Here is a 13,976-nt window from a genome sequence, read left to right on the forward strand (position 1 = left end):
CTCCTACAGGCCGGGGCGGTCTAGTAGTCCGGCGTGCCTCGTTGGCTATCAACCGGCGACAATCGCCTCCAGCTCCTTTGCTGCCGTGCGCAGGCGTGGCACGAACGCCAATAGCGACTCCATCGAGCAACGAATCACCGGCGCATGGGTAAACAGGCAGGCGCTCAGCTCGCCGCGGCCATCGCGCACCGGCACGGCGCAGGCGACCATGCCGTCGATGAATTCCTCCGAATCGGTCGCCAGATCCTCCTCACGAACCCGCACCAAGTCGTCGCGCAAGGCGCTGAGGTCGGTGAGGGTGTTGCGCGCCAGCTGGCGAATCGGCAGGCGCGGTAGGATGCGTTCGAGCTGGTCGTCCGGCAACGACGCGAGGTAGAGCTTGCCGCTGGCGGTGCACCAGAGCGGCGTATGGCTGCCGATGGGCAGGTTGATCTGCAGCGGCCAATTGGTCTGCACCCGATCGAAATAGAGCATATCCAGGCCATCGGGCACGGACAGCCCACAGGTTTCGCCAATCTCGTCTGACAGCTGCCGCAGGATCGCCTGACGCAAGGCCTTGTGCCGACCGCTGCCGAGGATGTTCACCGCCGTGGTATGCAGCCGATCACCCGGCAACAGGCCGCCGCGCAGGCCGAACTGCAGGAAGCCTTCCTTTTCCAGCGTCTGCACCAGGCGGTGGGCGCTGGCCTTCGGAATATCCAGTTTTTCCGCCAACGCGCTGGGCGTCAGCGGCTCCGCGGCGCCGGCCACGGCTTCGATGATTTCCAGCACACGGGTGATGGAGGAGCCTTTTTCACGAGGGGGACTGCGCATCACCTGCCCTGTCGTTTTGATGAAAGAAGTGTCTAGCCGTGATCGGCGCCGGCACCGCACCTCATGCATGCCAGCGCCGATTTGATAGACACGCAATCTGCTCTTGTAGGAGCCAGCTTGCTGGCGATCGACGCAACCCCGATCGCCAGCAAGCTGGCTCCTACGAAAAGCCCGTGAATACTGCTTTTTTACTTCATCGTCGGCATCGAGAAGTCCGCGCCGGCACGGATACCGGTCGGCCAGCGACGGGTCACGGTCTTCATGCGGGTGAAGAAGCGTACGCCGTCCGGACCGTGCATGTTCAGCGGGCCGAAGATCGAGCGCTTCCATCCGCCAAAGCAGTAGAAAGCCATCGGCACCGGAATCGGCACGTTGACCCCGACCATACCGACCTTGACCTCTTCCTCGTATTGCCGCGCAGTGTCACCGTCACGGGTGAATATCGAGGTGCCGTTACCGAACTCGTGGTCGTTGACCAGCTTCAGCGCTTCGTCGAAGGTTTGCACCCGCATGACCGCCAGTACCGGCCCAAAAATTTCCTCCTTGTAAATGCGCATCTGCGGGGTGACTCGGTCAAACAGGGTCGGGCCTACGTAGAAGCCGTTCTCATAACCCTCAACTTTCAACCCACGCCCATCGCACACCAGGGTCGCGCCCTCCTCCACACCGAGATCGATGTAGCCGGACACCTTCTGCTGGTGCTCGCGGGTGACCAGCGGCCCCATGTGCGGCTCAGGCTCGATGCCGGTACCCGGGCCGGTGCGCATCTGCGCGATCTCGCCCTTGAGCATCTCGACCAGATTGTCGGCTACCTCGTCACCGACACAGACCGCCACCGAGATGGCCATGCAACGCTCACCGGCCGAACCGTAGGCGGCGCCCATCAGCGAGCTGACCACCTGCTGCGGATCGGCGTCGGGCATGATCACCATGTGGTTCTTCGCGCCGCCCAAGGCCTGGCAGCGCTTACCGTGCGCCGATGCGGTGCTGTAGATGTACTCGGCAATCGGCGTCGAGCCGACGAAACTCACCGACTGCACACGCTCGTCGGTCAACAGTACGTCCACCGCTTCCTTGTCGCCGTTGACGATGTTCAGCACGCCGGCCGGCAGCCCGGCTTCGGCCAGCAACTCGCCGAGCAGCATGGTGGCGCTCGGGTCCTTTTCCGAAGGCTTGAGGACAAAAGTATTACCGCAGGCGATGGCCACCGGCAGCATCCACAGCGGCACCATGGCCGGGAAGTTGAACGGCGTGATGCCGACGCAAACACCCAGTGGCTGCATCAGCGAGTTGGAATCGATGTCGCGCCCGACGTTGGGCGAGAACTCGCCCTTGAGCAGATGCGGAATGCCGCAGGCGAACTCCACCACCTCGAGGCCGCGGGTGACTTCACCCTGGGCGTCGGAAAACACCTTGCCGTGCTCCAGCGAGATCAGCCGCGCGACATCGTCACGGCGCGCTTCCAGCAACGCCTTGAAGCGGAACATGACGCGGGCACGCACCAGCGGCGGCGTCTTCGACCAGCCGTCGAAAGCGGCCTGGGCGGCGGCAATGGCCTCTCGGGTTTCATCCGCCGAGGACAGCGACACGTAGAGACGCGGCTCGCCGGTGGCCGGGTTGTAAACAGTCGCGTGGCGTTCGGAGCGGCCGGCGACGGCCTCGTTGTTGATCAGGTTGCCGAGGGTCTGCATGGGCTCACTCCTGGTTCCAGACGGTTTCGTAAAGGTCGATGATTTCCGCTTCGGTAGGCACGCGCGGGTTGTTGCCGGGCGAACCCGAAGCCAGCGCCTGCTTGGCCATGGTTTCGCGCAGTTCGAAGAAGCGCTCGCGGGCAATGCCGAACTGCTCGGGACTGGGCACCTGCAATTCCTTGTTGATCATACGCAGCTCGTTTAGCAGCTTTTCATTCGCGGCCTCGACGCTGTCGGTCTGCGCGGCCACGCCCATGGCTCGCGCGCAGTCGGCATAACGCTCCGGCGCGGCCGGAATCGAGAACGCGGTGATTGCCGGCAGCAGCATGGCGTTGGACAGCCCGTGGGGCACGTGGAAGAACGCCCCGATAGGCCGGCTCATGCCGTGCACGAGCGCCACCGAGGCGTTGGAGAAGGCAATGCCGGCCAGGGTCGCGCCGAGCATCATCGCCTCGCGGGCCTGACGATTAGCCGGCTCGTGGTAGGCCGCGCGCAGGTTCGGCGCCAGCAAACGCATGGCCTGCAGCGCCTGCGCATCGCTGTAGAGACTGGCCTTGCGGCTGACATAGGCCTCGATGGCGTGGGTCAGCGCATCGATGCCGGTGTCGGCGGTCACACGCGGCGGCAGTGACAGGGTCAGCTCATAGTCGATCAGCGCGGCGACCGGCATGAAGCCAAGCCCGGCGCAGAGCATTTTCTCGTCGCTGGTTTCGTCGGTGATGATGGTGAAACGCGTGGCTTCCGAGCCGGTCCCGGCCGTGGTCGGGATGGCGATCAGCGGCAGGCCGGCTTCGCTGACATCGCGCGGGAAGCGGTAGTCGCGCATCTCGCCACCAAACTTGCCGAGGATGCCGATGGCCTTGGCCGAATCGATCGGGCTGCCGCCGCCGAGGGCGATGATCGAGTCGTAGCTGCCCGCGCGCACCATCTCGACGCCTGCCCGGATCGAGGCGGCGGTCGGCTCCGGCAGCGTGTCAGCGAAGCAGTCGCTGGAGATATCGGCCTTGCGCAGCGTCTCGCTGATCCGCGCGACATAGCCCAGCTCGACCATCATCCGGTCGGTGACGATCAGCGGCCGTTTGCAGCCGAGATTCTGAAGGACGGAGACGATCTGCTGGCTGGCGCCGGCGCCGACTTCCATCAGGCGCGGCAGGACGATGCGATGGCTCATGATGTTCTCCGGTGGGCAGCGTGCGCGTACAACGCCGGCGAGTGCCGGACGAAGCACGAGAAAACCTCAGGTCTCGATTGTTATGGTGAGACAGCGTGTCTCACTTGGGCTTGAGACTAGAAAACAATCCGCGCAGCCGTCAACCAATAACGAGACGTTTTTTCTCGTTATTGGTTGACTCGTTGATCCGGCAGCGGACATGGTTGGGACCGTGAGCGCTTCGCTAGCAAGCGGCCCCTCGCGAATCGATCCGGCCATGGTCACCCGCATAGTCGCTCGATAGCCAAGTCGCCCAACGGTTTCGCGGGAGCGAGCTTGCTCGTGAATAGCAGGACGGACGCCAATAGCTGGCGTGACGAATGGGTACAACCCAACAGAGCGTGAGCGCTTGCCGAACCGCTATCGGCCGGGATCGACCAGGCGCCGCAGCAACGCGTCGCCGTCGCCTTGCAGGCGCTGGCGAGTCTGCCCGGCCTGTTCGCGGGCCTCTGCGCTGTCGAGGCTCGGCATATCGGCGTCGACGTTGATCAGCGCCGCGCTGAGCCCTGCATGGATGAGGACGGCACCGGCCTGGACGTCGCTCTGCACGGTCGCGGCAGTACGTGGCCAGGCGTCGACGGCGATGTCGAGCGCCTCCAGGCAGCAATGCGCCAACGCCAACGGGACGGCACAGGCCTGTCGCGCTGCCGCCCGCTTATCTGCAGTCTCGCCATCGCGCGCCGCGCTCAGGTAATCGCTGAACGCCTGCATATCGTCATCGGCGAAGGTCCCCGGCCGGCCCAGCAGCGCTTCGGCTTGTTGCATAAGCTGCCGGCGCGCCGCATCGGAGCCATGGGCCTCGCTGATGCGCAGCCCCTTCACCACCAGCGCCAGGCCGATGTCGGCCGTGACCGCAGCCGCCGCACCGCAACCGGGCGTCGGTTTGTCGGCCGCCGCCGCTGTGCGGAAATCGGCCAGCGGTTGGGCCCAGACGCTGTGGCCTTCGCTCATTGGCCGTCGCGTGCCGCGCGGTTGCCCCAGGCCAGCAAGACATCGAGCATGCGGTTGGAAAAGGCCCATTCGTTGTCATACCAGGCCAGCACCTTGACCAGATCACCCTGGACGCGGGTATGGCTGAGGTCCGCCACGCACGAGGTTGAATGGCCGAAGAAGTCGCGGGACACCAGCGGCAGGTCGTTGCACTCCATCACCCCGAGCGGCATCTTCTGCGCGCCGTCACGCAGGATCTGGTTGATCGCTTCAACGCTGCCCGGTGCACGCTCGGCAGTGAAGGTCAGGTCCACCAGCGACACATTGGGCGTCGGCACCCGCACCGCCAAACCGTCCAGGCGGCCAGCCAGCTCCGGCAGCACCAGACCGATGGCCTTCGCCGCGCCGGTGGTCGAGGGAATCATCGATTCCGCGGCGGCGCGGGCGCGGTAGAGATCCTTGTGCGCCTTGTCCAGCAAGCTCTGGTCATTGGTGTAGGAATGCACCGTGTTGAGCAGGCCCTGACGAATCCCTACCGCCTCGTGCAACACCTTGGCCAGGGGCGCCAGGCAGTTGGTGGTGCAGGATGCGTTGGAGATCACCCGCTGGCTGCCGAGCAGCTCATGGTTGACGCCATAGACCACCGTCAGGTCCGCACCATCGAGCGGATGCGAGGCGAACACCCGACCGGCTCCGGCCTGCAGGTGTTGCTCGATCATGTCGCGCTTCTTGAATTTGCCGGTGCACTCCAGCACCACGTCCACGCCCAGCGCTTTCCAGGGGAGCTGAGTGGCGTCGCGCTCGGCAAGCAGGCGAATCGACTGCTCACGGATGCGCATCGTCTCGCCGTCCAATTCGACCTGTTCGCCGAAGCGGCCAAAGGTTGTGTCGAAGCGCGTCAGGTGAACCATCGCCGACCGCTCGCTGAGGTCGTTGATGGCGACGATCTGGATCTGGCTTTCGAGGTTCCGTTCGAACAGTGCACGCAGTACGGCGCGGCCGATACGGCCATAACCATTGATGGCAATACGCAACATGGCGGTCTCCTGGTGACGTTGTGGGCTGTTGCAAGGTTAGGCGGAGTATCCGGGGTCGCGTTCAGTACCGCCCGACGGAGATCAACGGATCGGCGAAACCCGCGCACCGCTCGTCAGTCGTAACCTCACGGGCCGTCTAACGCGGCCCCTCGAACCGAAAGGGGAGGCGCATGAGCGATTCGAACCGGCAACCCTGGTGGAAAGGCGCCACCATCTATCAGATCTACCCGCGTTCCTTCGCCGACAGCAACGGCGACGGCATCGGCGACCTCAACGGCGTGCTGCGCCATCTCGATTACCTGCAACAGCTGGGCGTCGATGCCCTGTGGTTATCGCCGATCTTCCGCTCGCCGATGGCCGATGCCGGCTACGACATCAGCGACTACTGCGACATCGACCCGTTGTTCGGCTCGCTGGCCGACATCGATCGGCTGATCGCCGAAGCCCATGCCCGCAACATTCGCGTGCTGCTGGACTTCGTGCCCAATCACACCTCAGACGAGCACCCCTGGTTCGTCGAGTCGCGCAGTTCGCGGGACAACCCCAAGCGCGACTGGTATATCTGGCGCGATCAGCCGAACAACTGGCGTGCCGCGCTGGGTGCCGGCAGCGCCTGGACCTGGGACGAGCACACCCAGCAGTACTACCTGCACCTCTTCCTCCCCAAGCAGCCGGACCTCAACTGGCGCAACCCCGAAGTGATCGAGGCGATGCACAACGTACTGCGCTTCTGGCTCGACCGCGGCGTCGACGGCTTTCGTATCGACGTCATCCACTGCACCGGTAAGGATCCGAGCTTCGCCGATGACCCGCGCTGCCAGGCCGGTCAACCGCTCTCGGATTTCAACGATCAACCCTACAGTCATGAAGTGCTCCGCGGTCTGCGCCGCCTGGTAGACAGCTATCCCGGCGACCGCATGCTGGTCGGCGAGGTGAACATCCGTTCCACCGAGCGCGTGCTGCAGTACTACGGCGCCGGCGACGAGCTGCATCTGGCCTTCAACTTCAACCCGCTCGACGCGCCCTGGGACCCGGTGCTGTTTCGCACCTGCATCCGCGAGGTCGAGCACTGGCTGCAACCGGCCGGAGCCTGGCCGACCTGGGTGCTGTCCAACCACGACAACGTGCGCCAGCGCAGTCGGTACAAGGGTTCCGAACAGGCTGCCCGCGCCGCGGCGGTGCTGCTGCTGACGCTGCGCGGCACACCGTTCATCTATCAGGGTGAAGAGTTGGGGCTGGAGGATGCGCTGATCACTGCCGAAACCCGTGTCGATCCGGGTGGCCGCGACGGTTGTCGCGCCCCTATCCCGTGGCAAGCCGAGCCCCCTCACGGATGGACTGGCGCGGAGCCCTGGCTACCTTTCCCACCCGAAGCCGACGAACTGGCGGCGGAGCGACAGACCGGTGCAGCGAACTCCATGTTTGCGCTTTACCAACGGCTGCTGGCAGCACGTAAAGCCAGCCCGGCGCTCCATCACGGTGACTTCGAAGAGCTGCCTTCACATCCCGAAGTGCTGGTTTATCGCCGACGGCTTGGCGACGACTGCCGCCTGGTCTGCATCAACTTCGCCGAACAACCCCACGCCTACCCACACACCGGCAACTGGCGCGTGGAAGTCGCCAGCGACGGGGTCGGCGAAGGCGCGCCCTATGGCGGAACCCTGAACCCGGGGCAAGCCGTCGTCCTGCGTCCAACGGAGAACTGAGCATGCGCCCACTCTGGTACCGCAACGCGGTGATCTATCAGGTCGATCCCGCCCTGTTCCGCGACAGCAATGGCGACGGCTGCGGCGATCTACGCGGCATTGCCGAACGCCTGGACTACATCCGTGGCCTGGGCGCGACGGCGGTGTGGATCATGCCCTGCTACGACTCGCCGTTTCTCGATGCGGGCTACGACGTCACCGATCACCTGCAGATCGCGCCGCGCTTCGGCGATCTCGCCGACATGGTCGCGCTGCTGGAGAAGGCCGAGGAGCTGGGTCTTCACGTCATCGTCGAGCTCTTGGTGCAGCACACATCCATTGAACACAAGTGGTTTCAGGAAGCGCGCCGCGACCGCAACTCGCCCTACCGCGACTATTACATCTGGGCCGACGAGCCAGATGACGCCATGAAGCCGATCTTCCCGACGGTCGAGGACAGCGTCTGGACCTGGGACGAAGAAGCCGGGCAGTACTACCGCCACCTGTTCTACAAGCACGAGCCCGACCTGAACCTGACCAACCCACGCGTGATTCACGAGATCGAACGGATCATGTCGTTCTGGCTGCGCCTGGGCGTCTCGGGATTCCGCATCGACGCGGCCGTGCATATGGTTCGCCAGGCCGGGGGCGGCGACCTGAAGAAAGGCTACTGGCTGCTTGAGCACATGCGCGACTTCGTTACCATGCGCCGGCCGGAAACGGTCCTGCTTGGCGAGATCGACACCGATCCGGAGAAGTACGTCGAATACTTCGGCGACGAGGCCGACCGCGTCACCCTGCTGCTGGACTTCTGGACCAACAACCACCTGTTCCTGGCACTGGCACGGCAACAGGCCGAACCCCTGACTCGCGCGCTCAACGCTCAGCCGCTGCCGCCCAGCCATTCGCAATATGCGTTATGGATTCGCAACCATGACGAACTGAGCCTCGACCGGCTGGACGAGAGCGAGCGCAATGAAGTGATGGATACCTTCGCACCCGACCCGAAGATGCGCGCTTACAACCGCGGCATCCGCCGAAGGCTCGCGCCCATGCTCGACGGTGATGAGCGCCGGATCGCCGCCACCCACGCCCTGCTCTTCTCGTTACCTGGCACGCCGATCATCCGTTACGGCGAAGAGATCGGCATGGGCGACGACATGGAGCGCCCCGAGCGCCAGGCCGTGCGTACGCCGATGCAATGGTCAAACGAGCCCAACGCTGGATTCTCCTGCACCACCGGCGAGCTCGCCGCCCCCTTGATCGATGAAGGCCCTTTCGCCTTCGACAAGATCAATGTGTTCGCCCAAACCCTGCGCAGCGACTCGCTGATGGCGCGCACCGGCAACATGATTCGCACACGGATCGGGCTGCGCGAGATCGGCATTGGAAAGCGTTCTACCGTCGAGGTCGACGACCCAGCCGTCTTTGCCATTCGCCACGACAACGGTTCGACGGTGCTTATGCTGGTCAACCTGGCGGACAAAGAAACCACGGTTGAAATCACAGCGGACGACCTGCAGGACATGGTCGATGTGCTCGCCGACTGCGATTACGACCAACCTGAAGGCGCGCCGCTGAAGATCCGACTAGGGCCGTACGGCTACCGCTGGCTGCGGCGTAAACAGCAACTGTTTGGATGAATGGGATGATTACGCAACTCGATGCGTCTCAGTGGCGCGGCTGGCACGGCGACGATTTTCCCCATGACTGCTGGCGCGTGGCAGGTGACGAACTCCATGCCATCGCCGGCACGCGGCGGATCGATCTGATATCCCGCGAGCGTTACCGCGACTTCGTGCTGCGCCTGGAATTCGCCTTGCCAGTCGCGGGCAATTCCGGGTTGTTCTGTCGCGTCGAAGAAGACGCCAAGCTGAGCTGGCACAGCGGGCCGGAGATGCAACTGCTCGATGACGAAGGCCATCCCGACGGCCGCGAGCCGACGACGCGCAACGGTGCGCTGTACGGGCTGCTACGGCCTGAGCTGGAGACGCCGATCACCGCAGGGCAGTTCATCGAAGCCGCATTGAGCGTGCGTGACGGCGAAGTCGAGCACTGGCTCGGCGGACGCTGCGTGTTGCGCTATCGCCTCGATGACCCTGCATTGCGCGAGCGCATCGCCAACAGCAAATTCAGCGGCTATCCACGCTTTGCCCAGGCTGAGGAAGGGCACGTAGTGATCCAACACCACGGCGAAGCGGCGAGCTTTCGCCGCCTGTCGATAGAAACACCGGACTGAACGGTCCACTTGGACCCGCGCATGGAATTGAGCGAGAATGCGCGGCTTTCCAGGCTGCGGTAAGCAGTGACGAGCGGAAGCAGAATAGAAACGAGCTGGGCGCTCGCCGTATTGGCGCAGCGCCCAACTGGTTTTCAGCACCCCGATTCGTCAGGCAATCCGGGCCACCCACGCTTGAGGAAGCGCGTTTGTGGAACAGCTGAAACAGAAGATTCGCAATGAAGGCATCGTACTGTCCGACCGCGTGCTCAAGGTCGACGCCTTTCTGAACCACCAGATCGATCCCGTGCTGATGCAGCAGATCGGCCAGGAGTTCGCCCGCCGGTTCCGTGATGAGGGCATCACCAAGATCGTCACCATCGAAGCCTCGGGCATCGCTCCGGCAATCATGGCCGGGCTAGAGCTGGGCGTGCCGGTGATTTTCGCCCGCAAGCACCAGTCGCTCACCCTCACCGACCACTTGCTGACCGCCTCGGTTTATTCCTTTACCAAGCAGGTCGAGAGCACCATCGCCATCTCCACTCACCACCTGTCGCCCAGCGACCGGGTGCTGGTCATCGACGATTTTCTCGCCAATGGCAAGGCAGCCAAGGGGCTGATCTCGATCATCGAGCAGGCGGGCGCGAGCATCGCCGGGCTCGGCATCGTCATCGAGAAATCCTTTCAGGCCGGGCGCCGTGAGCTTGAAGAAGCCGGCTTTCGCGTTGAGTCGCTGGCCCGCGTCGCCGCGCTCAGCGATGGCAAGGTCGTTTTCGTCGAATAACCTGGCGACGCCGGGTCACTCCCGGCGCCACAGGCTTACCAGCGCGCCTTGGGTACCGGCGACCGGGTCACTCACTGGCACGCCAACCCGCTCGACCCTTGCACGCGCTTCGGCATGGCTGCCTTCATCGGGCCGCAGCAAGTCGTACTGCTGATCCACCGGATAGCCGCCGACCACCTCGAAGTCCTCGCTGGCGCTCAGCTGGCAATGTCCCGTCCCGGCAGGCAGAACCAGCGCATCACCCGCCTTCACTTCTACCTCCTGACCTTGCTCACCGCCAAGCATCAGGCGCGCCGAGCCGCGGGACACGCCGAGCACTTCATGCGCAGTCGAGTGGTAATGGTGGTAGTCATAGACACCCGCTCGCCACTGGGCTGGCCACAGGTGACTGTTGAACAGGTTTTCGAGCGCGCTGGCGTAATCGGCGTCGGCCAGCGGTAACTGGCGATAGACGAGCACGGGATGTGGACTATTGGGCGTGCGGCCGTCACTGGAAAAGTGCAGCTGCTCGGGCTGTGGAGCGGAACTGGGCATGAGCACCTCGTAGCTGTGCCGTAGGCCAACCGGGTCGGGCCTCGGCAATGATCATGCACCTTCGACCGGGATTCGGCGGGCTTTGCTCCCCCAGAAACGACAAAGCCGCCCGAAGGCGGCTCTGTCAACCCAGCCAGATTACAGGCCAGACATGTGCTTGATGGCGCCAAGCAGCTCGTCATCGGTGCAGTCACCGCAAGTGCCTTTCGGCGGCATGGCGTTGATACCGGAGATGGCTTTGGCTAGCAGGCCGTCGAGGCCGCCTTCCTTGTCGGCGCGAGCCTGCCAAGCGGCAGTGTCACCGACTTTCGGCGAGTCCAGCAGGCCAGTGCCGTGGCAGGCGTTGCAGAACTTGCCGACCACTTCTTCACCGCTGCGGGCACCGCCGCCAGCGGAAGCGGTCGCGGCGCCTGCGGCTGCACACTCTTCACCTTGGATACAGACTTCACCGACCGGCTTGAGTCGCTCGGCGATGGCGTCTTCGTTGGTCGCAGCCTGAGCGCTCATTGCCCACAGGGCCACTACGGCAGTCTGTGCTACCAGGATCTTCTTAATCAGGTTCACCTTACACCCTCATGTGGCTAGACACGCCCGCGGCCACGGTATCGCGAGCGGCGGTCAGTATAGCGGCAGCCGCCCCCGCCGAAAACAACCCATGCCCTGGCGTCCGCCAAGGCGACGCTTTGTCGCAGCGCCGTGCCCTGGCTTAGAAATTGGCAGGGGTGGTCGCGCTGATCAGCCGCGCAGGCGCGTCGAACGGATTGCGAAAACGATGCGGCTTGCTGCTCTCGAAGTAATAGCTGTCGCCGCTTTCGAGCACGTAGGTCTGGCCGCTAACGGTCAGTTCCAGGCGCCCTTCGACGAGCATGCCGGCCTCCTCGCCCTGGTGCGAGAGCATGTCGGTGCCCGTGTCGGCGCCCGGCGGATAGGTCTCGGCGAGAAACGCAATGGCCCGCCCCGGATGGGCTTTGCCGACCAGCTTCATGCTGACCGCCCCGTCGGAAATATCGATCAGTTCGCCGGCCTTGTAGACGACCTGGGTATCGCTGTCCTGATCGAAGTCGGGCGAAAAGAACTCCACGAGGGACATGGGGATACCGCTCAGCACCTTTTTCAGCGAACTGATGGAGGGGCTGACGCTGTTCTTTTCAATCATGGAAATCGTGCTGTTGGTAACGCCTGCACGTTTGGCGAGTTCACGCTGGGACAGGCCCTTGAGCTTGCGGATGGTTTGCAGTCGAACGYCGACGTCCAATACGGGAGCCCCCGATGAAGAGCGGATGATGGAGGCCGCTATGATGGCGAGGGCGTTCAGTATTTTCAACACGCCGGAACGAAATGCCCCGGCGTGCGTGGATTACGTGGGCAGTGCGGCGACGACTGAAAGCTCGACGAGGATTTCCGGCTCGCATAGCTTGGCTTCGACGGTCGCCCGCGCCGGCGCGACGCCCTCCGGCAACCAGCTGTCCCAAACGGCGTTCATGCCGGCGAAGTCGGCGTCGATGTCCTTCAGATAGATAGTCACAGAAAGAATGTGCTGCTTGTCGGTGCCAGCCTCGCCCAGCAGCCGCTCGATGTTCACCAGCGTCTCGCGGGTCTGCTGTTCGATTCCGGCACTCATGTCCTCGCCTACCTGGCCAGCCAGGTACACGGTGTCGCCGTGAATGACGATCTGACTCATCCGTTCGTTAGTGTGCAGGCGCTGTATGGGCATGCTTATGGGGCTCCTTGGTTTTGCCGTAGCGGGAAATATCCAGGCCGTCGGTGCTGATCTGGGTGCGCTTTTTCGCCAGCAGGTCGGCGAGCAGGCGGCCCGAACCGCAGGCCATGGTCCAGCCAAGCGTACCGTGTCCGGTGTTCAAGAACAGGTTTCGGTAGGCAGTGGCGCCGACGATCGGCGTGCCGTCCGGCGTGGCAGGACGCAGGCCCGTCCAGAATTCCGCCTGGCGAGGATCACCGCCCCGAGGAAAGAGATCGCCAACGACCATCTCAAGGGTTTCCCGGCGGCGCGGGTTAAGCGACAGGTCATGCCCGGCGATCTCAGCCATACCGCCGACACGGATGCGCTCGTCGAAGCGAGTAATCGCGACCTTGTAGGTTTCGTCGAGCACGGTGGACACCGGAGCCAGCGCCGAATCAGTGATCGGCACGGTGAGCGAGTAGCCTTTCAGCGGGTACACCGGGACGCGGATGCCGAGCGGCTTGAGCATGGACGAGCTGTAGCTGCCCAGCGCCAGCACGTAGCGGTCGGCCTGCTCCAGCTTGCCATCGATCCACACGCCATCGAGCCGGTCACCGCTGAATTCGAGGTGCTGGATGTTCTGGTTGAAGCGGAACTCCACACCCAGCTCACGCGCCATATCCGCCAGCCGAGTGGTGAACATCTGACAATCGCCGGTCTGGTCGTTGGGCAGACGCAAGGCACCGCTGAGCTTGTCGGCGACCTGCGCCAATGCCGGCTCGGCCCGAGCGACGCCGGCACGGTCGAGCAATTCATAAGGTACGCCGGAGGCTTCCAGCACGGCGATGTCCTTGGCGGCGCTGTCCAGTTGCGCCTGGGTGCGGAACAGCTGTGTGGTGCCGCGCTGCCGGCCTTCGTAGTGGATGCCCGTTTCGGCACGCAGCTCATCAAGGCAATCGCGGCTGTATTCGGACAGGCGCACCATTCGCTCCTTATTCACGGCATAACGCGCCGCCGTGCAATTGCGCAGCATCTGCGCCATCCACAGATACTGTTGCGCGTCACCGGTCAGCTTGATGGCCAGCGGCGCGTGGCGCTGCATCAACCACTTCATGGCTTTGAGCGGCACGCCCGGTGCGGCCCAGGGCGAGGCGTAGCCCGGCGAGACCTGCCCGGCGTTGGCGAAGCTGGTCTCCATCGCTACGGCTGGCTGACGGTCCACCACCACAACGTCAAAACCAGCCCGAGCCAGGTAGTAGGCACTCGTCGTGCCGATCACACCGCTTCCCATCACCAGAACACGCATCGCCGCCTCCCACCCGTTCGCTGCCGGGCTTCTTGAAGTCACTGTTGAGCGGAGTATAGAAAGAGGCCAGCAGTGGATTTCGCTATA

General features: G+C 63.9%; 14 protein-coding genes. 4 read left to right on the plus strand and 10 right to left on the minus strand.

Going from position 1 to position 13,976, the window contains the following annotated elements; all coding sequences use genetic code 11:
* Positions 1–48: 48 nt before the first annotated feature.
* The 5 genes from KXR72_RS12710 to gap form a co-directional block, all read right to left on the minus strand.
* Positions 49–813, minus strand: a complete 765-nt coding sequence (locus KXR72_RS12710; RefSeq protein ID WP_437421467.1) for an IclR family transcriptional regulator — start codon at positions 811–813, stop codon at positions 49–51.
* Positions 814–1,001: 188 nt separating this feature from the next.
* A complete protein-coding gene (locus KXR72_RS12715) occupies positions 1,002–2,504 on the minus strand; it encodes a CoA-acylating methylmalonate-semialdehyde dehydrogenase (protein WP_437421468.1) in 1,503 nt (500 codons plus the stop codon).
* Between the two features lie 4 nt (positions 2,505–2,508).
* Entirely contained in the window at positions 2,509–3,675 is a 1,167-nt protein-coding gene (locus tag KXR72_RS12720) for an iron-containing alcohol dehydrogenase (RefSeq protein WP_437421469.1), read from the minus strand.
* A 399-nt stretch (positions 3,676–4,074) separates the two neighbouring features.
* A complete protein-coding gene (locus KXR72_RS12725; RefSeq protein WP_437421470.1) occupies positions 4,075–4,665 on the minus strand; it encodes a cyclodeaminase/cyclohydrolase family protein in 591 nt (196 codons plus the stop codon).
* Positions 4,662–5,681 carry a type I glyceraldehyde-3-phosphate dehydrogenase gene (gap, locus tag KXR72_RS12730; RefSeq protein WP_437421471.1) on the minus strand — a complete coding sequence of 340 codons (1,020 nt, stop codon included), beginning with the start codon at positions 5,679–5,681 and terminating at the stop codon, positions 4,662–4,664. The genes KXR72_RS12725 and gap overlap by 4 nt, the downstream gene beginning before the upstream one ends.
* A gap of 170 nt (positions 5,682–5,851) precedes the next feature.
* Between gap and KXR72_RS12735 the strand changes: the two genes are divergently transcribed.
* The 4 genes from KXR72_RS12735 to xpt all read left to right on the plus strand — a co-directional run bounded on the left by KXR72_RS12735 (position 5,852) and on the right by xpt (position 10,368).
* Complete coding sequence (locus KXR72_RS12735) at positions 5,852–7,387, plus strand: alpha-amylase family glycosyl hydrolase (protein ID WP_437421472.1); 1,536 nt, start codon at positions 5,852–5,854, stop codon at positions 7,385–7,387.
* A 2-nt stretch (positions 7,388–7,389) separates the two neighbouring features.
* The gene (locus KXR72_RS12740) at positions 7,390–9,009 is read left to right on the plus strand and encodes an alpha-amylase family protein (protein ID WP_437421473.1); all 1,620 of its coding nucleotides are present in this window, start codon (positions 7,390–7,392) and stop codon (positions 9,007–9,009) included.
* Between the two features lie 5 nt (positions 9,010–9,014).
* A complete protein-coding gene (locus KXR72_RS12745) occupies positions 9,015–9,605 on the plus strand; it encodes a 3-keto-disaccharide hydrolase (protein WP_437421474.1) in 591 nt (196 codons plus the stop codon).
* Between the two features lie 190 nt (positions 9,606–9,795).
* The gene (xpt, locus tag KXR72_RS12750) at positions 9,796–10,368 is read left to right on the plus strand and encodes a xanthine phosphoribosyltransferase (protein ID WP_437421475.1); all 573 of its coding nucleotides are present in this window, start codon (positions 9,796–9,798) and stop codon (positions 10,366–10,368) included.
* A gap of 15 nt (positions 10,369–10,383) precedes the next feature.
* On the opposite strand, the gene KXR72_RS12755 is transcribed toward xpt, so the two are convergent.
* The 5 genes from KXR72_RS12755 to dadA all read right to left on the minus strand — a co-directional run bounded on the left by KXR72_RS12755 (position 10,384) and on the right by dadA (position 13,889).
* On the minus strand, positions 10,384–10,902 hold the full coding sequence (locus KXR72_RS12755) for a cupin domain-containing protein (protein WP_437421476.1): 519 nt from the start codon (positions 10,900–10,902) through the stop codon (positions 10,384–10,386).
* A gap of 138 nt (positions 10,903–11,040) precedes the next feature.
* Positions 11,041–11,466, minus strand: a complete 426-nt coding sequence (locus tag KXR72_RS12760; RefSeq protein WP_437421477.1) for a c-type cytochrome — start codon at positions 11,464–11,466, stop codon at positions 11,041–11,043.
* Positions 11,467–11,608: 142 nt separating this feature from the next.
* Complete coding sequence (locus tag KXR72_RS12765; protein ID WP_437421478.1) at positions 11,609–12,157, minus strand: cupin domain-containing protein; 549 nt, start codon at positions 12,155–12,157, stop codon at positions 11,609–11,611.
* 102 nt (positions 12,158–12,259) lie between these two features.
* Positions 12,260–12,616, minus strand: a complete 357-nt coding sequence (locus KXR72_RS12770) for a RidA family protein (RefSeq protein WP_437421479.1) — start codon at positions 12,614–12,616, stop codon at positions 12,260–12,262.
* A complete protein-coding gene (gene dadA / locus KXR72_RS12775) occupies positions 12,591–13,889 on the minus strand; it encodes a D-amino acid dehydrogenase (protein ID WP_437421480.1) in 1,299 nt (432 codons plus the stop codon). Before dadA ends, KXR72_RS12770 begins: the two co-directional genes overlap by 26 nt.
* Positions 13,890–13,976 lie beyond the last annotated feature (87 nt).

Origin of the sequence: Stutzerimonas chloritidismutans, assembly GCF_051486945.1 — a bacterium.
Taxonomy (GTDB): domain Bacteria; phylum Pseudomonadota; class Gammaproteobacteria; order Pseudomonadales; family Pseudomonadaceae; genus Stutzerimonas; species Stutzerimonas chloritidismutans_B.

Coding starts and splice junctions, on each gene's coding strand:
- KXR72_RS12710 (WP_437421467.1), bottom strand. CDS start 813: ATGCGCAGTCCCCCTCGTGAAAAAGGCTCCTCCATCACCCGTGTGCTG.
- KXR72_RS12715 (WP_437421468.1), bottom strand. CDS start 2,504: ATGCAGACCCTCGGCAACCTGATCAACAACGAGGCCGTCGCCGGCCGC.
- KXR72_RS12720 (WP_437421469.1), bottom strand. CDS start 3,675: ATGAGCCATCGCATCGTCCTGCCGCGCCTGATGGAAGTCGGCGCCGGC.
- KXR72_RS12725 (WP_437421470.1), bottom strand. CDS start 4,665: ATGAGCGAAGGCCACAGCGTCTGGGCCCAACCGCTGGCCGATTTCCGC.
- gap (WP_437421471.1), bottom strand. CDS start 5,681: ATGTTGCGTATTGCCATCAATGGTTATGGCCGTATCGGCCGCGCCGTA.
- KXR72_RS12735 (WP_437421472.1), top strand. CDS start 5,852: ATGAGCGATTCGAACCGGCAACCCTGGTGGAAAGGCGCCACCATCTAT.
- KXR72_RS12740 (WP_437421473.1), top strand. CDS start 7,390: ATGCGCCCACTCTGGTACCGCAACGCGGTGATCTATCAGGTCGATCCC.
- KXR72_RS12745 (WP_437421474.1), top strand. CDS start 9,015: ATGATTACGCAACTCGATGCGTCTCAGTGGCGCGGCTGGCACGGCGAC.
- KXR72_RS12755 (WP_437421476.1), bottom strand. CDS start 10,902: ATGCCCAGTTCCGCTCCACAGCCCGAGCAGCTGCACTTTTCCAGTGAC.
- KXR72_RS12770 (WP_437421479.1), bottom strand. CDS start 12,616: ATGCCCATACAGCGCCTGCACACTAACGAACGGATGAGTCAGATCGTC.
- dadA (WP_437421480.1), bottom strand. CDS start 13,889: ATGCGTGTTCTGGTGATGGGAAGCGGTGTGATCGGCACGACGAGTGCC.